This is a genomic window from Streptomyces sp. NPDC050997 (assembly GCF_040660135.1).
In the GTDB taxonomy this organism is placed as follows: Bacteria; Actinomycetota; Actinomycetes; order Streptomycetales; family Streptomycetaceae; genus Streptomyces.
On the sequence record NZ_JBFAGK010000002.1, the window covers coordinates 103059 to 124719 of the forward strand.

General features: G+C 69.0%; 20 protein-coding genes, 1 tRNA gene and 1 pseudogene. 7 read left to right on the forward strand and 15 right to left on the reverse strand.

Annotation, left to right across the window (positions count from 1 at the left end):
- Positions 1 to 123 precede the first annotated feature (123 nt).
- The 10 genes from AB0H86_RS03540 to AB0H86_RS03585 form a co-directional block, all read right to left on the reverse strand.
- Entirely contained in the window at positions 124 to 1815 is a 1692-nt protein-coding gene (locus tag AB0H86_RS03540; protein ID WP_362432465.1) for an amidohydrolase, read from the reverse strand.
- Position 1816: 1 nt separating this feature from the next.
- Entirely contained in the window at positions 1817 to 2560 is a 744-nt protein-coding gene (locus tag AB0H86_RS03545) for a hypothetical protein (protein WP_362432467.1), read from the reverse strand.
- A gap of 706 nt (positions 2561 to 3266) precedes the next feature.
- Positions 3267 to 3353: transfer RNA gene (locus tag AB0H86_RS03550), tRNA-Ser, on the reverse strand.
- A gap of 765 nt (positions 3354 to 4118) precedes the next feature.
- Positions 4119 to 4490, reverse strand: a complete 372-nt coding sequence (locus tag AB0H86_RS03555) for an STAS domain-containing protein (protein WP_362432469.1) — start codon at positions 4488 to 4490, stop codon at positions 4119 to 4121.
- Positions 4491 to 4679: 189 nt separating this feature from the next.
- Positions 4680 to 5171, reverse strand: a complete 492-nt coding sequence (locus tag AB0H86_RS03560; protein WP_362432472.1) for a DUF5994 family protein — start codon at positions 5169 to 5171, stop codon at positions 4680 to 4682.
- A 6-nt stretch (positions 5172 to 5177) separates the two neighbouring features.
- Positions 5178 to 5342 carry a hypothetical protein gene (locus AB0H86_RS03565; RefSeq protein WP_362432474.1) on the reverse strand — a complete coding sequence of 55 codons (165 nt, stop codon included), beginning with the start codon at positions 5340 to 5342 and terminating at the stop codon, positions 5178 to 5180.
- Entirely contained in the window at positions 5327 to 5986 is a 660-nt protein-coding gene (locus AB0H86_RS03570) for a DUF5994 family protein (protein WP_362432477.1), read from the reverse strand. Before AB0H86_RS03570 ends, AB0H86_RS03565 begins: the two co-directional genes overlap by 16 nt.
- A 455-nt stretch (positions 5987 to 6441) precedes the next feature.
- Positions 6442 to 6669 carry a hypothetical protein gene (locus AB0H86_RS03575; RefSeq protein WP_362432479.1) on the reverse strand — a complete coding sequence of 76 codons (228 nt, stop codon included), beginning with the start codon at positions 6667 to 6669 and terminating at the stop codon, positions 6442 to 6444.
- Positions 6670 to 6707: 38 nt separating this feature from the next.
- Positions 6708 to 7139 (reverse strand): Asp23/Gls24 family envelope stress response protein, encoded by a 432-nt coding sequence (locus AB0H86_RS03580; protein WP_362433638.1) that lies wholly within the window; start codon positions 7137 to 7139, stop codon positions 6708 to 6710.
- A 385-nt stretch (positions 7140 to 7524) separates the two neighbouring features.
- Positions 7525 to 9054 carry a trypsin-like peptidase domain-containing protein gene (locus tag AB0H86_RS03585; RefSeq protein ID WP_362432482.1) on the reverse strand — a complete coding sequence of 510 codons (1530 nt, stop codon included), beginning with the start codon at positions 9052 to 9054 and terminating at the stop codon, positions 7525 to 7527.
- 257 nt (positions 9055 to 9311) lie between these two features.
- On the opposite strand from AB0H86_RS03585, the gene AB0H86_RS03590 reads away from it, so the two are divergent.
- The 3 genes from AB0H86_RS03590 (at position 9312) to AB0H86_RS03600 (ending at position 12294) form a co-directional block, all read left to right on the forward strand.
- Positions 9312 to 10139 (forward strand): glycerophosphodiester phosphodiesterase, encoded by an 828-nt coding sequence (locus AB0H86_RS03590; RefSeq protein WP_362432485.1) that lies wholly within the window; start codon positions 9312 to 9314, stop codon positions 10137 to 10139.
- A gap of 138 nt (positions 10140 to 10277) precedes the next feature.
- Complete coding sequence (locus AB0H86_RS03595) at positions 10278 to 10952, forward strand: ATP-binding protein (RefSeq protein WP_362432487.1); 675 nt, start codon at positions 10278 to 10280, stop codon at positions 10950 to 10952.
- Between the two features lie 352 nt (positions 10953 to 11304).
- Positions 11305 to 12294 carry a DUF5926 family protein gene (locus tag AB0H86_RS03600; protein WP_362432489.1) on the forward strand — a complete coding sequence of 330 codons (990 nt, stop codon included), beginning with the start codon at positions 11305 to 11307 and terminating at the stop codon, positions 12292 to 12294.
- 243 nt (positions 12295 to 12537) lie between these two features.
- Here the strand turns inward: AB0H86_RS03600 and AB0H86_RS03605 are convergent, their stop codons facing one another.
- Both AB0H86_RS03605 and AB0H86_RS03610 read right to left on the reverse strand, forming a co-directional pair.
- On the reverse strand, positions 12538 to 13155 hold the full coding sequence (locus AB0H86_RS03605; RefSeq protein ID WP_362432492.1) for a hypothetical protein: 618 nt from the start codon (positions 13153 to 13155) through the stop codon (positions 12538 to 12540).
- Positions 13156 to 13210: 55 nt separating this feature from the next.
- Positions 13211 to 13876, reverse strand: coding sequence for a bifunctional DNA primase/polymerase (locus AB0H86_RS03610; RefSeq protein ID WP_362432495.1), 666 nt, complete (start codon positions 13874 to 13876; stop codon positions 13211 to 13213).
- A gap of 492 nt (positions 13877 to 14368) precedes the next feature.
- Between AB0H86_RS03610 and AB0H86_RS03615 the strand changes: the two genes are divergently transcribed.
- The 3 genes and pseudogenes from AB0H86_RS03615 to AB0H86_RS03625 form a co-directional block, all read left to right on the forward strand.
- A complete protein-coding gene (locus AB0H86_RS03615; protein WP_362432498.1) occupies positions 14369 to 15973 on the forward strand; it encodes a PP2C family protein-serine/threonine phosphatase in 1605 nt (534 codons plus the stop codon).
- Between the two features lie 150 nt (positions 15974 to 16123).
- On the forward strand, positions 16124 to 17617 hold the full coding sequence (locus AB0H86_RS03620; protein ID WP_362432500.1) for an aminopeptidase P family protein: 1494 nt from the start codon (positions 16124 to 16126) through the stop codon (positions 17615 to 17617).
- A 13-nt stretch (positions 17618 to 17630) separates the two neighbouring features.
- Positions 17631 to 17869, forward strand: a pseudogene (locus AB0H86_RS03625) (GntR family transcriptional regulator); the annotation flags it as partial.
- 274 nt (positions 17870 to 18143) lie between these two features.
- Here AB0H86_RS03625 and AB0H86_RS03630 read toward each other — a convergent pair.
- From AB0H86_RS03630 to AB0H86_RS03640, 3 genes are all read right to left on the reverse strand, one after another.
- Complete coding sequence (locus AB0H86_RS03630) at positions 18144 to 18992, reverse strand: triphosphoribosyl-dephospho-CoA synthase (RefSeq protein WP_362432502.1); 849 nt, start codon at positions 18990 to 18992, stop codon at positions 18144 to 18146.
- Positions 18993 to 18995: 3 nt separating this feature from the next.
- Positions 18996 to 19943, reverse strand: coding sequence for an intradiol ring-cleavage dioxygenase (locus AB0H86_RS03635; RefSeq protein WP_362432505.1), 948 nt, complete (start codon positions 19941 to 19943; stop codon positions 18996 to 18998).
- Between the two features lie 125 nt (positions 19944 to 20068).
- Positions 20069 to 20515, reverse strand: coding sequence for an ATP-binding protein (locus tag AB0H86_RS03640; protein WP_362432508.1), 447 nt, complete (start codon positions 20513 to 20515; stop codon positions 20069 to 20071).
- 230 nt (positions 20516 to 20745) lie between these two features.
- Here AB0H86_RS03640 and AB0H86_RS03645 point away from each other — a divergent pair, with 230 nt between their 5' ends.
- Entirely contained in the window at positions 20746 to 21633 is an 888-nt protein-coding gene (locus AB0H86_RS03645) for a hypothetical protein (RefSeq protein WP_362432511.1), read from the forward strand.
- The last annotated feature ends 28 nt before the right edge of the window (positions 21634 to 21661 follow it).

Genomic DNA, 21661 nt, shown 5'->3' on the forward strand with positions numbered 1-21661 from the left:
GCAGATGAGGATCACGGAGGCGGGTGAACGCTCGAGCTCGGAACAGCCCAGCCCAGCCCGAACCGCAGCGTCAGCGATGTGGTGCTGATCAGCGTTTGTGCTCTGGGTGGTGGAGAGTTGGCGTCATGCTTCATCGTCATGAACGATGGACCCAGACGACACGGTGAGGCGCACGCGTACGTCCGCGAGCGGAGCCGCATCCAAGGTGGCAAATCCCGGCTCACAGATGTCGGTGTCGAGCAGAACCAGGTCGGCCCGGCGGCCCACGGCGATCTGTCCGGCCTGGTCGTCATGATTGACGTACGCGGAGCCCGAGGTGAAGGCATCCAGAGCGTCATCCAATCGCAACCGCTGTGACGGGATAAAGGATGCCTGATCCCGGTTTTTAGGCGAAATGCGAGTCACGGCCACCTCCAACTGCTCAAGGGGATTCGCCGTGGTCACGGCCCAGTCGCTACCCATGGCCAACTTCGCTCCTGAGGCAAAGAGATCTCCGAACGGGTACTGCATCCGTGCACGCTCGGGCCCCAGGATGGGAATGGTCATCTCATCCATTTCCGGTGTACTTCTCGCCCAGAACGCCTGACAGTTGGCAACGACGCCAAGCCTTGCGAAACGCACCACATCTTGTGGCTGTACGACCTGGACATGAGCTATGTGGTGTCGTCGGCCGGTGTTTCCGTTGGAGGCTTGCGCGCTTGCGAGGGCGTCCAAACTATTACGAACGGCACGGTCTCCGATAGCGTGCAGATGTATCTGAAATCCAAGGGCGTCAAGTTCAGTAGCCGCTGCTGTTAACAACTCCTGATCGACATACGTCAGACCACGGTCGGCACAATGACCGCCACACCCGCTGCAGTAGGGTTGCAGCAAGGCTCCCGTGAAATTCTCCAACACGCCGTCCGTCATGATTTTTACGGAGGTCGGGTAGAACCCGGATCCTAAATGCCCTGTGGGAGATACGACCGAAAGCCCGCGTTCCCGACGTTCGAGCAGCTCGGGAATCTGTGACAGGCCCTGGTACCTGTCCCACCAAAGGGCACCGACAACACGGGCAGTCAACCGTCCCTGGGCGGCCAGCGCCTCGTACGCCGCCTGGGTATCTGCGGTGACCCAGGCGTCTTGCCAACCCGTGACCCCAAGAGAGTGCAGGTAATTCTGCGCATGGAGAATCGCTGCCTCCCACTCTTGGCGGGTTGGCGAAGGGACGATTCGATCGTTGACACGGTAGGCCGCTCCCTCATGCAGCATTCCCGAGGGGTCACCGGTGACAGGGTCGCGTTCGATCCGGCCGTCAGCAGGATCTGGAGTGTCGCGTGTGATCCCTGCTGCCTCGAGTGCTCGTGAGTTGACCCATGCTCTGTGTAGGTCCCTGTTGAAAAGGAAGACCGGGCGGTCAGGAACGACAGCGTCAAGATCCTCCTTACGAGGAATCCCACCGGAAAAGTGATCTGTCGACCAACCGCCACCGAGGATCCACGGCTCTGACGGATGCGTGGCAGCATACGAAGCGATCGCATCCAAGTACGCGTGCCGCCCTGTCATGATGTGGAGATCGAGGCGGAGTCGCTCACGTCCCGCGAAGGGAGCGTGAATGTGGCTGTCTTGGAATCCAGGTATCACCATCCCACCCGGCGCGTGGATGACTCGAGTACGTCGTCCGATCAGGTGGCGAACGCTGGAAGCGTCATTCCCCAGGGCGACGATCCTGCCTCGCCGGATGGCAACGGCGCCGGCCCAGAGTCCGCGACCGAGGCGGACACGAGCACCGGTCATAACGAGATCGGCGGCTTGCTCAGACACTGATTTACCCATGTTACCGCCCTCGCACCCACCTATACGGAAGCATTTCGCGCCAAGCGCCTACCACTGCCGACAAAGTCGGGCGCACACCTTGGGTTCTCGATCGTTCCGGTAGCGCCAATCGAAGTTCCCACAGCGGATAACCATCTCCGCCAATGATGGACGTTTCTTCGAAACCCAGACGCGCCAGAAGTCGCCCAATCCCTCCATTAGGTTTCTCGGTTTGTGCGTATACGCGCACATGTGACCTATCCGGATGGAGCGAGCACATCTCAGATATCAGATCGACGAGATGGTCGGCAAAAACTGCAGGAAGCAGCAGGTGCCTATCCTTCAACAAGTCACGGGAAGACTTCAAAATTCCCATGGAGAATAAAACGAGACTATCCGACCATTCCCCCTGTTTGGCGGCGTACCGCGCACTTATCTCGGAATCTTTCAGGCCACCGTTGCGAACATAGAGGGAAGCCCCTAAATCGTTCAGAGGTATGATGTGCGACATGCCCACGGGGGTATAGTGACCATCCTTGGATGCTTCCACTATCCCGAACATCATTGGATCGGCACTAAACAGCTCGTTATTCCTCCTCCTAATCACGTGCAGTGGCAGGGTGAAAGCGGTGTGCTTGAACACCTCGCGATTCAACTGATTGAATAGCTCCAGTTCGTGCAGCTCGATACGTCGATATCGACATCGAAGCGGTTGCCCTCCTTGTGCAGCGTCGTCCCGAAGTCGATTATGCACCTGTTGCTCCAAGGTGGGTATCACCTCTAATGAGTCGATATAGCTCGCTATCCGCTCGAAGGGTTGCGCTCCCCAGATCGCTCCCACGACTCGTGAGCACACGAGGAGAAAGCTTCCGAGTATTGCGGTAAGAGCTATATAAAGCACCCAGTCACTGTACGTAAGAAATTCGATATCACCGATCACCCTTTGGATAGGCTCCGATATTTGCAGGGAACCAAGTATTCCGGTGATGGCCCCAGAAAGGCCGACTATGTAGGTCCCCGGGCGCCGAATCGCCACCATGAATAGACACTCGACACGCCATCGGAGGTCTTCCTGCATTCGACATGCCTCCCTGACCGGTCCACGGTGTGACGCCCAACCACGTGTCCGCTTGCAGTGATGGGCCGCGTCAATTTCGGTGTGGACGCGAGCCTGCTGTGTCCGGTGCAGGTGTCGGCTCATCTGAAAACGGCGAAGCCGCTGCAACACTACTGACGTTGCGGCCATCAGTAAGCGGCGCACTCGAAGCATCTGATGCGCGCCGGGCGCACATGTGCACAGACCTCGCCTCTGTGCACGGCGCTGCCTGAGCGTCGTCGGCCTCGAGCGCTACTACGCCAAGGTGCTGGACGGCCAAGAGGCCAAGATGAACGCGCTGAGACGGTGCACGCAGAAGGGGTGCCGCTCCGGAGAGTGGCACCCCTTCTGACCTGCAATGCGTCTGACCAGCAAGCGGTGGGTGTGGGATTTGAACCCACGGTGACATCGCTGCCACGACGGTTTTCAAGACCGTTCCCTTAGGCCGCTCGGGCAACCCACCTGCGCCCCTGCCCACCTGGGGTGGAGCGAGTACAGCGTACCGGGCGCGTCCGGTACGCGGGGGGGCATGGTCCACACGGGGTCCATCGGCTCTGTTTTTCGTCCGCCGGTGCCACCGCCCGCGATCAGCACCCGGTCCCCGGTCGCACGCCGGCACTGTGGAAAGCACGGTACAGGCCGCGCCCCAGCAAGAGCAGGACTCTGTACGGGTGCGCCCAAGCTCATCCTCGTGAAGCAACGACCTTCTGATCAGTCGAATCGGGCGGCGCGCCAAGCGAGAGGTCGACGCCTCTGACAGCCGGAGAGGCAGGAGACCGGAACGGTCCGATGGGCGGCGGACCGTCCCGATGTCCTGCCAGCCCCATGACAGGAAGGCGTCGCAGACCGCCGAGTCTGCTTGATCCACCAACGTCGCCCCGAGCGAGGCGTGATGGTCGGCGAGCAGGCTTTGCTCGAACCCCCGCCACCACGTCCCCTCGCGCCGTACCGGAAATCCGTAGACACACCCGGCGAAAGCGGTGCTCTCCGCGATCAGCAGGGCGAAACCGGACCGCCGGATGGCGCCCAGTCAGCCGCCGCACAAACGCCTCCCGGCCCCGGTACCCCTTCGCCGGGCGTGCCCCGGAGGACTCCACGTACAGGTCGGCCAGGTCCTCCTTGAGGGTCTCGGCCTGCCAGCGGGTCAGCCGGCGCAGGCGTAACGCGTCCATGGCGGACGGTGTGCTGCCGTCACCGTGCGGCGGCTGCTCCCGCCCGGGCGGGGCCGTCACGGCGCACCGCCCGGGGCAATGGGAATCCGACCCGGTCGCGCGCCGGCGGCAGGGAGCGAGTGAAGCAGGAATCCGGAGCCGGTGATCTCGATGACGCGGGTCATGCTCTGCGGCGGGTGGTGCAGCCGCAGGGTCCTGCCGGCGTCCGTGGCGAGCAGGGATGCCGAGAGGAAGGCGTTGAGTCCGCTGACGTCGCAGAAGGTGACCGCCGTGAGGTCGACATCGATGCTGCGGGTGCCGTCGCTCAGGCACTCCGCCAGCACTTCGCTCACCAGCGGTGCCGTGGCCAGGTCGATCTCCCCCGCGAGGGTGATCAGAGCACGGGCGCCGCTGCCGTGCCGGTAGACGTTCAGCTGTGGAAGGGCCATGGCTCCTCTGTCGGACGCATGAGGCTGTGGGTGTGGGTGTGGGTGTGCGTGCGCGTGCGCGGTGAGGGACGGGATGAACTTGCGCTCCGGCGAACCGAGTTCCTGCCGTCGGTTCCTGAACTCGGTTCCTGAACTCGGCTCCTGCAGGCGGCCTCCGGTACCGGAGTGCGTGTTGTGCGAGCAGATGGGCTACGAGCCGGGAGCACCGGGCAGTACGGGCGTCTGGTCGGCGGGGGTGACGCCGGTGGCTGCGAGAATCCGTTCGGCCGAGGCGTCGTTGTCGTCCCGTACGGCCATGGCCATCGCGGCGCGAGCGCGCGACGGAGCCGTCTGTGGAGGGACCACGAGGAACACGAAGTGGTCCTGGTCACCCCGAGTGACGATCATGGTGTCGTCGCCGACGGCCGACCAGTCGATGCGGACGGTGCGACCGTCGACGACCAGATGGGTCGGCCTCTCGTCCCAGGCGCCCGCGTCGAGGCCGACACGGGCGAGAGGACCCAGTCGGGCGGTCAACGCGGCGAGCAGTCCGGAGAGTTGGCTCTCGAGGTCACGTGACCGCGGCCACCACGCGCCGTCGAACGTCCCCGTGCGCTTGGGCGTCGTCTCCATCCGCAGGACCGCGGTGCCCGGGAGTATCGGCTCCGTGCTGGTGTCTGCCAGAAGCCTGATGGGGATCACGAGTACTCACCCCACTCCCTTCCAGGTGCGGCGTCCCCACGCGGCCGCCCAGGAGCGGCCGCGGTGGGAGGCGGCGATGCGGCCGCTGTGCTGCCGGTTGGCCATGTGGACGAGGAGCACGCCCAGAGCGATCATCGCCATGAGCACGACCACGGTCACAAGGGTCTCCATGGTCCTCGCATCCCCATCGTCGGCCGATTCGGGGTCGCGGCGGCGGCAGCGGCTCGATCTCCGCCCTCGGGCATGGCTGCCGGGATCCGTGGCTGTGCGGCGGGATCGCGGGCCCCATGCCCTCCCTCGGAGTCCCAGACCGCCTCCACGGCCCGGTCGGTCTCCGTCACCGTCCGCCGGCGCGCGGCCTGCTCCATCAACCGGCTCGCGGTCGACGTGCCCAGGGGGTCGCTCGCGGCGGCCATCAGCCAGGCGGCCGAGACGGGGTCCGTCCGCGGCGGGATCACCAGCAGGTTCCAGCGGCCCACGCGGTACGAGAGCAGCAGCAGTTCGTGCGGATCCTGCTCGGGCAGGAACCAGCCCACGTTCACCACACGCCCGGCGACGGGCACCTTGCGCGGAACGACCGGCCAGTGGGTGGGATTCACCGTGACCCGGGTGATCCGCCCCCACAGCGGATCCAACACAGCTGCCAGATTGGGGAGTTCCGCCCCGAGATCGCGAGAGCGGGGCCACCATGCGCCGTCCAGGAGAGCCGGAGCGGCGCCGACGGGAGCCAGCGACAGGCGGAGAGAGGAAGAGGCGGGGGAGGGCGACGAGAGCCGGTCCTCGAGTGTCGGCGAGAGGGAAATGGTCGCAGTCATGACGCGGACCCTGCCCCGGGCCGACCGCGATCGGTCCGGCCTATTCGATCGCCGAAAACGACACGAGCGTGGTAGCCGGTGCGCGATATATCTTCGGTGCCTTCACCGTACTCCCCGGCCAAGCCGAACGGACAGTGCCGTCGGCGGATGAACCGCCCCCTTGGCACCCCCCTCCGGACGGGCTCGACCCCAAGGCGCTGTCCGGAGAAGACGAGTGATCACCGAGCCGGAGGCAAACGACACCCGGTAACGAGGGCGAAGTCTTCACACGGTGACTCAGACGGCGCCTTGCGGGGAGAACGCCTGGTCATACGCCCCACCCACAGGGACCGCCTCCGGATCATGGAGAGCGCGGAGGAGGAACGAGGCTGTCGCAGGGCGATGCCCTTCCTGGACCGCGCGGAAGCGAATCCGCTCCTCGCGGGGAATGCCCGGACGCCGCTCGGCGTCACCGCTCACTGCCGCCAGTCTCCCCGAGCCCGTCGCCGATCATCGCGGATCCGCTCCTGCCGGTCCCTGCGGCGGACGAAGTCGCCCGCTTCGAAATCACCTTCCATGAACCGCCCGACCGCGAGACCGACCACGCCCAGTCCCAGCACCAGCAGGAAGGCCCAGAAGTCACCGAAATACGCGGCGAAGCCCAGCGCCATTCCGGCCATCAAGCCCACCACGGCCCTACTCATCACGCGCTCCCTCACGCAAGCGGGCTACTTCGCCCCGGTTACTGGACCTGCTGTCGCTCTTCGTCTTCGTCCTCCTCGTCGGGCAGCTTCACGTCGCTGACCGCGATGTTGACTTCCACGACTTCGCGGCCCGCCATCCGCTCCACAGCGGAGATCACGTTCTCCCGAACTGCACCGGCGACGTCCGTGATCGACACGCCGTAGTCGACGACGATCTCCAGATCGATGGCCGCCTGCCGCTCGCCGACCTCGACACTGACCCCGCGCGTGACGGACTTGCCACTATCAGCACCGGGCATCCGCTCCCGCATGGATCCCATCGAGCGCGCGGTTCTGCTGCCGAGGGCGTGGACGCCGAGCACGTCCCGTGCCGCCATTCCGGCGATCTTCTCCACCACCACATCTGCGATGGTCGTCCGGCCGCGAGAGCCGGGCGCACCGGCTTGCTTTACGCCGGCGTTCTCAGTCATCGAGGTCGTCGAAGTCATCGAGGTCATCCCTCCCTCAATCAAGGAGCCCACCTGGCACCACCATTAACACTATAGTTCGTTTTAGTATCTATTGTCCGAAATGCGAAGTCGGAGCAGTGCCAGTGGCACGAGCGCCCGTACGCCAAGCCCTTGGGGACACTCCAGGCACAGCACGGCAGCAGAGCAAGCGGCCGTCCCGGTCCTCGGACGCGCACCGACCAGTCGAGGAGCACACTGCTCGACTGAGCCGCCGAACGGCTCGGCCTGGCCAGGTGGGACAACCCCATGCAGAAGGGGTGCCCCTCAGAGAGAGGCACCCCTTCTGACCAGCACGTCTACAACCTGCGGAGTCGGCGAGCAACGGGTTGGTGCGCGCGCGTGGGTGTCAGCTGTCGCCCTGGCGGGAGCCCAGAGTGAGTTCCACGGTGTGGTTCTTGCCGCCGCGCTCGTAGGTGATCGTGACCTTGTCGCCGGGCTTGTGGGTCCAGATCTCGCCGATCAGGGTGGGGCCGGAGTCGATCACGTGGTCGTCGATCTTGGTGATGACGTCACCGGGCTTGAGGCCGGCCTTGGCGGCGGGGCCGCCCGCCTCGACCGCGTCGGAGCCGCTGGCGCCCTGCTCGGTGATCTGGGCGCCGCTCGTGCCGTCCTCCAGGGAGACCGACGCGCCGATCTTCGCGTAGACCGGCTTGCCGGTCTTGATCAGCTGCTGGGCGACGTACTTGGCCTGGTTGATCGGGATGGCGAAGCCGAGGCCGATCGAGCCGGACTGGCTGGTGCCGCCGAGGCCGCCGCCGCTGCTGGACTGGATCGCGGAGTTGATGCCGATGACATTGCCCTGTGCGTCGAGCAGCGGGCCGCCGGAGTTGCCCGGGTTGATCGAGGCGTCCGTCTGGAGGGCGCTCATGTAGGAGGCGTTGGAGCCGCTGCCGTCGCTCGACGCCACGGGGCGGTCCTTGGCGCTGATGATGCCCGTCGTGACCGTGTTGGACAGCCCGAAGGGGGCGCCGATCGCGATCGTCGAGTCGCCGACCGCGACCCTGTCGGAGTTGCCGAGTGTCAGGGGCTTGAGGTCCGACGGGGCGTTCTTGAGCTTGATGACCGCCACGTCGTAGCCCTGGGCGTGGCCGACGACCTCCGCGTCGAACTTCTTGCCGCTCGGGAAGGTCGCCGTGACCTTGCCGCCGTCGACGGCGTCCGCCACCACGTGGTTGTTGGTGACGATGTGGCCCTCGGTGTCGAAGACGAAGCCGGTACCGGTGCCGCCCTCGCCGCTGCTGCTCTCGGCCTCGATGGTGACGGTGCTGGGCAGTGCCTTGGCAGCCACGCCGGCGACCGTGCCGGGGTCGCGCTTGACGGAGCCGCCGCTGTCGGAGGCGGAGACGGTCGTCGAGGAGCTGGTGTCGTTGTCCTTGGCCAGGGTGTAGCCGAGGCCGCCGCCCAGGCCGCCCGCGACCAGCGCGGCCACCAGGATCGCGGCGACCAGTCCGCCACGACCGCTGCGGGGCTTCGGCGCGGGTTGCTGGTAGGCGGTGCCCCAGCCGGATCCCGCGCCACCGGAGCCGCCGTCGGCGTACGAAGGGACGGCCGGCGGCGCGGGCGGCGGCCAGTCGCCCTCCGGGGCGGAGCCTTGGCCGTACTGCCCGTGGGGCTGTCCCTGATGCGGTCCCTGGGGAGCGCCACCGGCGCTCGCCGCGGCGTACGCGGGGGTGGACGCGGGTGTCTGGCCGGAGTGCGCCAGTTCCTGCTCCTGGCCGCCGGGGTTTCCCGAAGGCACCGGCGGGATCGGAGTCGTCGGGGCGTCGCCGGTGGGAGCGGGGTGCTCCTGGGGCGCCGACGCAGCGGGAGCATCCACCGGCACGGGGGGTGCGGACGGGGCCGGGGGTACCGCAGTGCCCTCGTTCTCGGTGCTCACAGCTTGTCTCCTCGGTCCACGGCTGTTGTTTGTCGGTCGCACTCGGTCGCGCGCGTCACGTAGCTCAACGGTCCGGCGCGATGCAGCTGTGCATGTGTTTTTGTATGCCGTCAGCTTTTCCCACGGGCCGTCAGAGCACCATAAGCGGTGCCTGTGCGTCCGCGGCCACTCTTTATATAGGCCACCTCGGACATATAGGACGCAATTCCGAGGCCTCCGTTCGCACGCGTACCCGCACGCGGTGGCACCATGACGCAGTGACCCACGTACGACAGCACCGCACTCAGGTCGTCGCCCACCGCGGAGCCTCCGAAGAGGCCCCCGAACACACCCTGGCCGCGTACAGGAAGGCGATCGAGGACGGTGCCGACGCCCTCGAATGCGACGTGCGCCTGACCGCGGACGGCCATCTCGTCTGCGTCCACGACCGTCGCGTCAACCGTACGTCCAACGGCCGGGGAGCGGTCTCCGCGCTGGAGCTCGCCGACCTCGCCGCACTGGACTTCGGCTCGCGCAGGACGCGGGAGTTCTGGCGCACGCGCGACGAGGAGCCCGACTGGGAGTTCCGTCCTGAGGACCACGAGGACACCTCCGTACTGACCTTGGAGCGGCTGCTGGAGTTGGTCGCGGACGCCGGGCGGCGCGTGGAGCTGGCCATCGAGACCAAACACCCCACACGCTGGGCGGGGCAGGTCGAGGACCGGCTGATGCTTCTGCTGAAGCGCTTCGGGCTCGACACCCCGGACTCCGCCGGAGACTCTCCGGTCCGAATCATGAGCTTCTCGGCACGCTCGCTGCACCGGGTGCGGGCCTCCTCGCCGACGCTGCCGACGGTCTATCTGATGCAGTTCGTCTCGCCCCGGCTGCGCGACGGGCGGCTGCCCGCCGGTGTCCGGATCGCGGGCCCGTCGATCCGGATCGTGCGCAACCATCCCGCGTACATCGAGCGACTGAAGCGGATCGGCCACCAGGTGCATGTGTGGACCGTGAACGAGCCGGAGGACGTCGACCTCTGTCTCGACCTGGGCGTCGACGCCATCATCACCAACCGCCCGGCAGCGGTACTGCACCGGCTCGGCCGCTGACTGGTAAAGACCTGTGAAGAACCCTTGACCCGCCCACCGCCCGGCCGCCATCCTCCTGCCTCGGCCACACCGATGAAATCCGGCCAAATCACTACAGGGAGTGCTCCGGCGCGTTCGGTCCGTGTTCGATCGTTGCGAATGCGACATCGGACCTGGATTGGCCGGTTTCCGGTTCAGGCCGAGAGGGCATCCACACCGTGGCGTGGGGCAAAGGAGGTCTCGGGGGTGGCGTTGGTGGTGGCACAGGAGGTGCCCACGTCGTCGAGCATGGCCGTACCCCATGGCCCTGCGGGCGTGGGCGAGGCAAGACACCGTATGCGGGCTCAGCTACGCAGGGGCGGTGTGTCGGAATCGGTCATCGACGACGCCGTACTGATCCTTTCCGAACTCTTGAGCAACGCGTGCAGGCACGGCCGGCCGCTGGGCGACGCCCTGGCCGGGGACGGTGATGTCCGCGCTGCCTGGCAGGTGGACCCGGTCGGCAGACTCACGGTCGAGGTCACGGACGGTGGCGGGCCCACCCGCCCTGCTCCGGCCACGCCCTCGGTCACCGCGCACGGCGGCCGCGGGCTGAACATCATCACCGCGCTGGCCGACGACTGGGGCGTACGCGACGAGACCCGGGGCGAGGTCACGGTGTGGGTCGTGGTCCACGTCGACGTTCACGATCCGGACGCCGGGCACCACCGCGACGACTTCGCCGCCCACTCCCCGGCTCGCGACTTCGCCCGAGCGGGAGGCGCCTCCATGGGCCCCTCGGGGTCTTCGGTGCCCGGGCTGGGATTCGCGGACGCGTTCGACGACCTGGACTGACCACGATCCATGACGACCTGGGCAGACCCCCGGCATGTCGACGACCTGGACCGGCCGGGCACCTGGACGACCTGACCCGTTGCCCACAGACTGGCGCGTTGCCCACAGGCCGGCGCGTCATGCACAGGCCGACGCGCTATACACAGGCTGGCGCGTCATACAGAGGCCGACGCGCCATACACAGGCTGGCGCGCTATACACAGGCCGACACCGCAGAGGCTCGACCGATCGAAACGGCGAAGGCCCGACGGAGGCACGCGGGCCCCCGTTGTCCACAGGCTCCCATCGGTCAAGTCGTGAACGGCTAGGCTCGCGCCAGTACGAGACGAGCCGTAACCGGGAGACACCCACCATGGCCAAGAAGCGCCCCCAGACGAAGGCCAAGCGGCCGCAACTCACGAACGGGGCCCACGCCGCCGGCACCGACGGGCCCGTTCCGGTCGTCGGTGCCCGCGAGCCCTGCCCCTGTGGCAGCGGCCGCCGTTACAAGGCCTGCCACGGCCGGGCGGCCGCGCACGCCGCGACCGAGTTGGTGCACCGGCCCTTCGAAGGACTGCCGGGCGAGTGCGACTGGGTGGCGCTGCGCGAGCTGGTGCCGGCCTCGACGGTCGGACTGACACTGAGGAACGGCCTCCCCGAGGGCGTCCCGTCGGTCACGCTGGCCACGGTCCTGCCGATGGCCTGGCCCGCCCTGCGTCGTGACGACGGCTCGGTGCTGATCGGCCTGCAGAACGACACGGCGTCGGGCGACATCAGCCGCGACCTCGCCGACACCCTGCAGCGCGCCCTCACGGCGGACCCCGGCACTCCGGTGGAGGGCCGACGCGCCCCGGCCGACGGTCCGCGGCTGCAGGATCTGCTCGACCCCGAAGGCGCCTTCGAGCCAGTTGTGCACCCGGGCTTCGAGTTCTGGGTCCCGGACGCGGAGAACGCCACGCAGGAGGTGACCGCCTCCCTGGAGCGGGCCAACGCCGCCGCCATCCCGACCGTGCGGCTGACCGGCGTGGACGCGGCGTACTGGTGCGAGACCCCGGACAAGAACCACCTGCGCTGGGTCATGCCGCACCCCGAGGAGCAGCTTCTGGACGCTCTCGCGCGGCTGCACGCGGCAGGCCGGTCGAGCCTCGGCGAGGGCACCCGCCTCGTGGGTTCCTTCCGCGCTCACGGGCTCACCGTGCCGGTCTGGGACCTGCCGAGCGGCGTCACGGCGGAGGACATCGAGAAGCCGGCCGCCGAGTTCGCCGAGCGCCTCGCCGCCGCCCTGGCCACCGACTCACCGCTGACCGCCGAGGAGCGCCGCGCGCGCGGCGGGCTGACCAACCGGCAGGTCACGCTGAGTTGACGAAGTCCGTGCGGCTGACTGGCCGGTCAGCCGCACGTGATCGCGCCGCTTCGGCGGCTCGGCTCACAACTCCCGCTCAGGACAAGCCAGTCGGTGTCCGAATAGCCGACGACAAGACGAGATCGAATTTGCGAACTGCCGATCTCTTGTTACCGTTCGAGTAGCCCGGTTGCTGGTGCATCCCCCGTCGCCAGCAACCGGGTCTTTCTTTGCGCGGACTTCTTTACGGAATGGAATCGCGCGTCAACTACCCGTAGGCGCACCGGAGTTGCTCCCGGACCGCAGCAGCAGCGGTCTGCCCCCGCCCTTCGACGCGAACTCCGCGACGGCCGTGTAGTCGTCCCCATCTCCCCGGGTGCGTTCCCGAGGCGTCTCGCACATTCCGGGGTCGTCCTCGGCGGCCACGGCGCAGCGCATCTGTACGGTCCGGCCGCCTGGCCCCATGACACTCAGTACGGCGTCCAGCGACTGACCGGTCACGTTCCGGTAGTACGTGCGCGCCCAGCGCTCCTCACCCTGTGTCAGCACACAGGTCTGCGCCTCGACACCGTCGGGGGAGGTGAGTTCGGGACCGCAGCGGGCCGCGGTGGCCAGTCCCAGGCCGAGCAGCAGCGGAGAGCCGGTGGGCTCCGGGGAGGGAATCTTGGCATCGGTGCGCGCGAAAGGACGTACGGCATCGCGCGCGTCAGCGGGTGCGGAAGGACGTACCGCGCCGTGCGCATCGGTGGGTGCGGAAGGGTGTACGACGCCGCGAGCGGGCGAGCGCCCCTCGTCGCCCACCTGTCCCGCGGACGCCACGGCCAGCGGCAGCGCGATCACGCATACCGCGACGCCCGCGAGGGCGAGCAGACGAAGGTTCATGTACCGGAAGATAACGAGCGGCGGCGGTAGGTCGGTTCCGTCCGCGCCGACACCCTTACAAGTCGGGTGCGCTCACACCCGTACGAGTGAGTGCCTCGACCACGGCGTCCACCACGGCCTCCACATCGGGCACCCAGGGAGAGGACGAGCCGGGCAGGGGGGCGCGTTCCCAGCGGATCTCGCCCTGGCCGGTCTCGGACGGGGGCAGGGCGAGGTAGCCGCCCTCGCCGTGGAAGCGGAGGGAGCCGGGAACGTGATCCTGGGCGTACAGCAGTTCGCCCAACTGCTCCAGGGAGTAAGGCTTCACGAGGATCGCCCAGCGGGTGGGCGCTGCGACGACCGGGCCCAGGCGGATGCCCTTGCGGTCGAGCGCGCCGAGCGCGAGGGCGGCCGGGAGCGCCGGCAGGCTGACCGCGCAGGGGGCCGTGTCGCCGGTGGCCAGGACGATGGGGGCCGCCGGCCGGTTGGCCCACCACCAGCGCACCATGCGCTCGTCGGTGGTGGCCGCGAGGAGGCCGGGGTCGAAGGGGTGGGCACCGGGCACCGTGCACTCGGGGTCGGGGCAGCCGCAGCGGGCCCGCCCCTGCGGGTCCGGCGCCACACCGGGGAGTACGGGCCACTGCCATTGCGTGGCGAAGGTCAGGGCCGCGCTGATCAACTCAGGCCTCCCGTCGCTGCGCTGGGACAGAAGCCTGCGTCGCCTTCCGAGGATCTCGCGCATGAGCGCTCGTTCCTTTCCGTTGCACCGCTGGCAACACCGTGGACCACATCACATCATGTGTCGATCACTTCACTGTGCGTACCTGTTGGCGCATCACACCCCTGTCGGAGACAAGGGGAACCCCTATGGGTCGAACGTCGGCTGCGTCCGCGGCAGCCTCGCCCATACTGCGGTCTACCAAAAGCATGGGCTGGCGTGGGGGTGGCGAAGTCTGGCGTTTGCCGTCCCGCGTATGTCTCTTCGCCTCCGCCACGGAAGGATGGGGCTCGGTCGTCGGTGGCTAAGACGCCCGGGCCCCTCACCAGGTTCCGGGTGAATGCCAACCACCCCTGGCCTTCTCCGAGTACGTACCCATCACGACCGGTGTGACGCTCTGTGGAGCAAGCCCAGTCGACCGCAATAGGCCCTTACCTGGGGCAGTTTTAGGCCAACTTCACTTTTTGGCAAGTGGTGCACCCGCGCACCACGGACACCAGGAATCCCAGCAGGACAATGCTGGACATCCCCTTACGAGTGCGTGTACATGTGGAGACACTGCTAGCGACGCAGAATGACATGGGGGTTTGCGATGCTTTTGAGCAGTACGCACCGGTCGGAAAGCCGGACACCATGAACGCCCCTCACCCTCCGAAAGTGGCTGGAATCGATTCAACGGTTCCCTCGCCCGCACACACTGTCGCGCCCGCGCCTGCTGCCTCGGACACCACTGCGGTTCTCTCGTCCAACGCACCGGGCGCCCTGCTCCAGGACCGTCTGGCCGGCTGGGTGTCGGACCTCACCACGCTGCACGAACTCACCGAACGTCTGGCACGCACAGACGTGCTCACCGACGCACTCCAGGAACTCCTGCGCGCCGGGGCCGCCTTGGTCGGCGCCCGCCGCGGACTGGTCGTCCTGGAGCCGGGCGACGGACTCGGCCCCGACACCACCATCGGCCTGGGCCTCGGCCGCGCCGACCTCGGCCACATCGAGACCGTGCCGCGCAGTTCCCTGGCGTACGGCCGCATCCTCGACGGACTGCCCGGCGGCGACGGCGAGATCGCCGAGCCGGACCTGTTCGCCGGGGACGGACTCGACCCCCGGCACCGCGAAGTGGCCGCCCGCCTCGGATACGCGGCCAGCTACGCACTCCCCCTGACCGCCGAAGGCCCCCTCGATGGCACCGACCGCACCACCGAGGGCATCAACCACGGCATCGTCGGCGGCACCACCCGGGGCACGCCCATGGACTCCACCAAGGGCACCGGACGTCTCGGCGCCGCCGTGTGGCTCTACGACGAGCCCGCCGAACCGGCAGAGCGCCAGCGTCACCTCGTCGGCCTGTACGCCCGTTACGCGGGCGAGCACCTGGCCCGGCTGGTCGAGGTCGAGCGCACCCGCGCGTGCCTGGCGACGATCGCCGAGGAACTGCTGCCGTCACGGCTCCCCCGCGTCGCCGGAGTGCGGCTCGCCGCCCGGCACCGCAGCGGCCCGCGCGGCGGCGGCGACTGGTACGACGCGCTGCCGCTGCCGGACGCCGCACTCGGGCTCGCCGTCGGGTCGGTGACGGGTTCCGGGCCCAGCGCGATCGCCGCGATGGGCCGACTGCGGGCATCCCTGCGGGCGTACGCCGTGATGGAGGGCGAGGACCCGGTCGCGGTGCTGTCCGATCTGGAGCTGCTGCTGCGGCTCACCGAGCCCGCCCGCTCCGCCACCGCCCTGTTCGCCTACTGCGAACCCGCGCTGCGCAAGATCACCCTTGCCGGTGCCGGGCACAGCCCGCCGCTGTTGCTCGGCGAGCGGCAGACGGAATTCGTGGAGACCTCGGTGTCGGCGCCTCTGGGCATGCTCGCCTGCTGGGAGGCGCCGAGCGTGGAGCTCCAGGCGGAAGCCGGAGAGACGGTTCTGCTGTACACCGACGGCCTGCTGCACCGCACCGGCGACCCCACCGACCGTGCCTTCGCCCGGCTGCACGCGGCGGCGGCCGGTGTCCCCAAGGCGCTGCGGCACGACCCGGACGCCATCGTCGACCACGTCCTGCGGGCCGTGCTGCCGGACGGGCTGGACGAGGCGGACAGCGAAGAGGACGTGGTTCTGCTCGCCGCTCACTTCGAGTAGTCACCCGCGGCGCAACCGGTGCCGGGAGCGGTGCCAGAACCGGTGCCAGGAGCGGGCGACAGAGGCCGGTAACAGGCCCTTCGGCCCTGGGCCCCCTTCCGTACGACCGTACGATGGACGGGGTCCAGTGCCGTATCTAGGAGGATGACCGTGGCCGACGAGCTCACCCCGGCAGAGTCAGATGCCGCTGCCATCGCAGCGGGCCCGGAAGCCGAAGAGCCGGAAGAGCCGATCAAGCAGCGGAAGAACGGTCTGTACCCGGGCGTGTCCGACGAGCTGGCCGAGAACATGCAGGCCGGCTGGGCCGACACGGAGCTGCGTGATCTGAAGCCGATCACCCAGGCCGCCGAGACCGCCGCCCGCCGTGCCGCGCTCTCCGCACGGTTCCCCGGCGAGCGTCTCGTCGTCCCCGCGGGCAACCTGAAGACCCGCTCGAACGACACGGAGTACCCGTTCCGGGCCTCGGTCGAGTACGCGTACCTCACCGGCAACCAGACGGAGGACGGCGTCCTCGTCCTGGAGCCCACCGCCGACGGCCACAAGGCGACGATCTACCTCCTGCCGCGCTCCGACCGCGAGAACGGCGAGTTCTGGCTGTCGGGCCAGGGCGAGCTGTGGGTCGGCCGCCGGCACTCCCTGACCGAGGCCGGGAAGCTGTACGGCATCCCCGCCTCCGACGTCCGCGAACTGGCGGACCGGCTCCGCGAGGCCACCGGCCCGGTCCGGGTCGTGCGCGGACACGACGCCGGGATCGAGGCCGCGCTGACCGACAAGGTCACCGCCGAACGCGACGACGAACTGCGCGTCTTCCTGTCCGAGGCGCGGCTGGTCAAGGACGAGTTCGAGATCTGTGAGCTGCAGAAGGCGGTCGACTCGACGGTCCGCGGTTTCGAGGACGTCGTCCGGGTGCTCGACAGGGCGGAGGCGACCTCCGAGCGGTACATCGAGGGCACGTTCTTCCTCCGCGCGCGCGTGGAGGGCAACGACGTCGGCTACGGCTCCATCTGCGCCTCCGGGCCGCACGCCTGCACACTGCACTGGGTGCGCAACGACGGGCCCGTGCGCTCCGGTGACCTGCTGCTGCTCGACGCGGGCGTCGAGACGCACACGTACTACACCGCGGACGTCACGCGCACGCTGCCGGTCAACGGCCGGTACAGCGAGATCCAGAAGAAGATCTACGACGCCGTGTACGAGGCCCAGGAGGCCGGTATCGCGGCCGTGCAGCCCGGTGGGAAGTACCGGGACTTCCATGACGCGGCCCAGCGGGTGCTGACCGAACGGCTCGTGGAGTGGGGGCTCGTCGAAGGGCCGGTCGAGCGGGTGCTGGAGCTGGGGTTGCAGCGCCGGTGGACCCTGCACGGCACCGGGCACATGCTCGGCATGGACGTCCACGACTGCGCCGCCGCGCGCGTGGAGTCGTATGTGGACGGCACGCTGGAGCCGGGGGTGGTACTGACCGTCGAGCCCGGTCTGTACTTCCAGGCCGACGATCTGACCGTGCCCGAGGAGTACCGGGGGATCGGTGTCCGGATCGAGGACGACATTCTGGTCACCGAGAACGGCAACCGGAACCTGTCAGCGGGTCTCCCGCGCCGCTCCGACGAGGTCGAGGCGTGGATGGCGGCCCTGAAGAAGAGCTGATACAGCTCCCTGTAGGACCCCTGCCACCCGGCGGCTCGCGGAGGAGCTGGGGGTCTCGCGGGGGACCGTCAAGGCGGTCTACGACCAGCTCGTCGCCGAGGGCTGTCTGACCGCTCGGCAGGGGGTCGGTACGGAGGTCGCACCGCTGCCTCCGTCGGGTGCGAGCCGCCGGAGGCAGCCGCACGCGCGCGTGCGCCGCGGTTCGATCTGCGGCCTGGGAGCCCGGATGTGGGGGCGTTCCCGGCGGCCGCCTGATCACGGGCCCTGCGGCGGGCCGTCGCGGCCGCGCCCTCGTCGGCGTGGCGGCACCGGCGTGACCGTCGCCCGCACCCTCGGCCCGCTGGTCCTGACCTCGCTGCTGCTGGGCGGGGCGACGCCGGCGGCGTCGTACGCGATGGGCCCGGCGACCCGCCGGGCCCACCACCCGCGGAGCTCGGACGGCCCGTCCTCGCGAACTGACGACGACCGCCCGTTGCCACGAACCGTCCGCCTTACGAGGTGACGACCGCCCGTTACGGCGAACCCCTCACGAATGCACGGCCACCCGCCCTCGGGCACCGACCGTCACCGCAAGCGCGTCCAGGAACAGCGCCCCGGCCAGTAGCCCCGCGCTGCCGCGGGGGCTCCACGCGCGCGCGTGGAGGTCCGCGTCGAGGCTGTGCAGGGCGTCGCGGCCCGGATCGGTCGCCGTACCGCCCGCTTCCAGGACCGCACGGGCGCCCGCCTGGACGTGACGCAGGCCGATGGGGCCCGTGGCGTAAAGGAGTTCGGTGTCCTGAAGGGTGGACATCACGGTCAGGAGGGCGTCCAGACGGGCCTCGTCCTCCGTGGCGCCGGCGGTGCGGGCGGCGGTGAGGGCGTCCAACGCCCGCCGTACGTGCGGGAATCCGGCCCGTGCCTCACCGCGCGCGCCGGCCGCCCCGAACTTCGCCGAGATCGACGAGCCGCGCGAGGGCCGCCGCGGTGCCCGTCGGTCGGGGTGCGCGGCGATCCGCTTGGCGGCCGCGGTCACCTCCCGCGCCCGGGCGCCGGGGTCGAGAGCGGCCCCGGCGACCAGCAGGCCGAGCGTCCACAGGGCGCCCCGGTGGCCGCCCCCGGCGAGGCCCACCGAGTGCTCGGTGCACCTGCCGATCGCGCCCAGTTCGATACGGAGTTGGGGCGTGGGTTCGCCGGTGCGGCGGGCGGCGGCGGCCATCGCCGTGAGGCCGGGCGCGAGCGCCTTGGCCGACCAGCGCAGGGAGTCGTGGTCCCGGCGTCCCGCCCGGGCGGCGAGGTCACGCGGATCGGGCAGGCCCGGCTTGGGAGCCAGGGCCAACTGCACGGTCAGCGCGTCCACTGCGGCCTGGGCCAACGCGTCGTCCTCGCGGCTGCGCATGCGCTACGAGGACGCCGAGGCCGACGGGGAGGCGCTGTCGGTCGGCGGGGCGCCCGTGGGAGCGTCGCCCGGGGCGCCGCTCGGGGGCGTGCCACCACCGCCGCTGCCCGCGCCGGTGTTCTCCGCGTCCGGGTCCACGCCGAGGGTCAGGGAACCCTTGTAGCCCTTGGAGGGGTCGCTCTTGTGCACGGCCTTGAGGGTCAGCAGTCCGCTGGAGGCGCCGCCGCCGTCGTACACCATGTCGTTGTCGAGGGTGGTGTAGCTGCCGGAGTGCTTCGAGTACGGCTCCAACGTGAAGATCTCCTCGGCGATGTCGTCGGCGAAGAACAGCTGGCCGGTGTAGTTGACCTTGCCGCCCTCGTAGGTGCCGTCCGCTTTCTCGCCCCCGGTGTGCACCTTGAGATGGATGTGGCAGGTACGGGGCGTGTACCAGCCGGGGAAGATCGTCTCGAACTTGACGACCCCGTTGACGTTGGCGACCTGGTAACCGCGCAGGTAGGTGGTGTCGTTCGCGGTGGAGCCGTCCTCGCTCTCCGCGGGCGCGGAGCCGCCGGGGTTGGCGGTGGTGTAGCCGGAGTAGTAGCCCCAGGCGTCGCAGTGCCAGATCTCCACGGCCGCGCCGGGAACCGGGGTGCAGCCGTCGGTGGCGTCCACGACGGTGAGGCGCAGGGTCAGCGGGACACCGCTCTTGCCCTCGGTGATGTCCTTGCGTACCAGGGCGCCGTCCAGGTAGTACGGCCCCTCGGTGACGCTCGACATCAGCGTCATGCACTCACCGCTGGTGGAGGTCGCCGAGGCGGTGGAGGCGGACCCGGTGGTGGTCGTCGTCGCGTCGTCGGCGAAGGCCGCCTGGTACCCGGCTGCGGCAAGGCCACCGGCCGCCACCGTGCCGCCCGCCACCACGAGAGCGCGGCGCCGGGTGATCGAGGTGTCTCTGTGGTTTCCCGTCATGTCCATGAACGTAGGGACAGCATCCGTCAAAAACCTGAGCACTTCCTGTGCGCCACCTGAGAATGCGCACCGCGGATCCTCAGGGCGGCGATCTTCAGGACGGCGGCATGGACGGCGCGTTGGCGCTAGACGGCCATCAACGGCGCGTCCTTCTTCCACTTCAGGATCTTGTCGAAGCTGACCACCGCACCACGCCGGCCGGGCTTGTTGCCGATGTGGACGTGGTCGGCGAGTTCCTGGATGAGACACAGACCACGGCCGTTCTCGGCCCCGCTGGGGGCGAGGCGGACGGGCTGGACGCGGGCGAAGCCGGGGCCCGAGTCGGCGACCTCGATACGACACTTCTCGCCGTCGATGTAGGCGGTGACCCGGAACGCCTCCGAGGGGTCGCCGTATCCGGTGTCCCCGCCATGCTCCACGGCGTTGGCGCAGGCCTCGCTGAGGGCCACGGACAGGTCGTACGAGACATCGGGATCGACTCCCGCGGTCTCCATGGTGCCGAGCAGCAGGCGCCGGGCGAGCGGAACGCTCGCAGCCTCGCGCCGCAAATGGAGTGACCACCAGATGCTCATGCTCCAGCCTCCTGGCTGCGGCTCGACATACCGTTACGTATTGCCGCGAGTGCCCGGGTGTAAGCACATCGCTGACGTGATGCCGCCCATATGGGGGATGTACCAGGGGTGGTGTGGGGTGTATGTGGGACAGCGCGCGACACAAGAGACCTTCCGGTCGTATCGCCCGTACGTCATCTTGTGGACCTGGTGTATGGCGTCCGTAAGGCCAGTGCGATGATGACCCCGCCATGACTGCCCCCCACCCGCGCGCGTCGCGCTCCGGAGGAGATCTCCGGGTCCTGCGGGCCGCGGTTTTCGCCGCGGTCTGCGTCGTGCTGGCCGCCGCGGGTCACGCCCTCGCCTCCTGCACCACGGTTCCGCTGTGGACACTGGGCGCGGGGTTCCTGGGGGTCCTCCTGGTCGCGATGCCGCTCGCCGGACATGAGCGCTCGCTGCCCGGGATCGCGACGCTGCTCGCCGTCGGACAGACCGTGCTGCACGTGCTGTTCGGACTGGGCCAGCACGGCACGGCCGCCGCGACGGCGTCGGCCTCGTCCATGGGATCGATGGCGTCCGCCGGTTCGGGGACGTCCATCGGATCGGCGCCGATGTCCGACGCCTCACTGGTCGAGCAGGCCGCGCGACTCGTGTGCGGGAGCACCGCCGCGGCGCTCAACCCCGCCCAGGCACATCGGATCCTCGTCGACGCCCGGATCCACCCGGGTACGACCGCCGGCACCGGCACGGGCGCCGTGCGCCACCCCGCGGACGCCATGTCCACGGCCGCGGGCTCCTCCATGTCGCTGCTGCCGTCCCTGCCGATGCTGCTGGGCCACGTCCTCGCGGCCCTCGCCGCCGGATGGCTGCTGCGCCGCGGGGACATGGCGCTGCTACGACTTGTCGAACTGTCGGCGGTGTCGGCGCACTCGGTCGCCGAGGGAGCACTCGTACGGTCCCTGCGCGGGGCGCTCGCGCTGGTGCGCGCCCTTCGTGCCGGGCTGCCTGGCACGCCCGAGGCCGGCCCGCGACCGCCGCGCACCACCCCGGACGCGCCGCCGGGGCCACGGACCGCCGCACTCCAGCACACGGTGATCAGACGCGGCCCGCCGGCCGCCGCACTCTCCCTCGCCGCCTGACGCGACGCGACCCGCACACTCCACATCC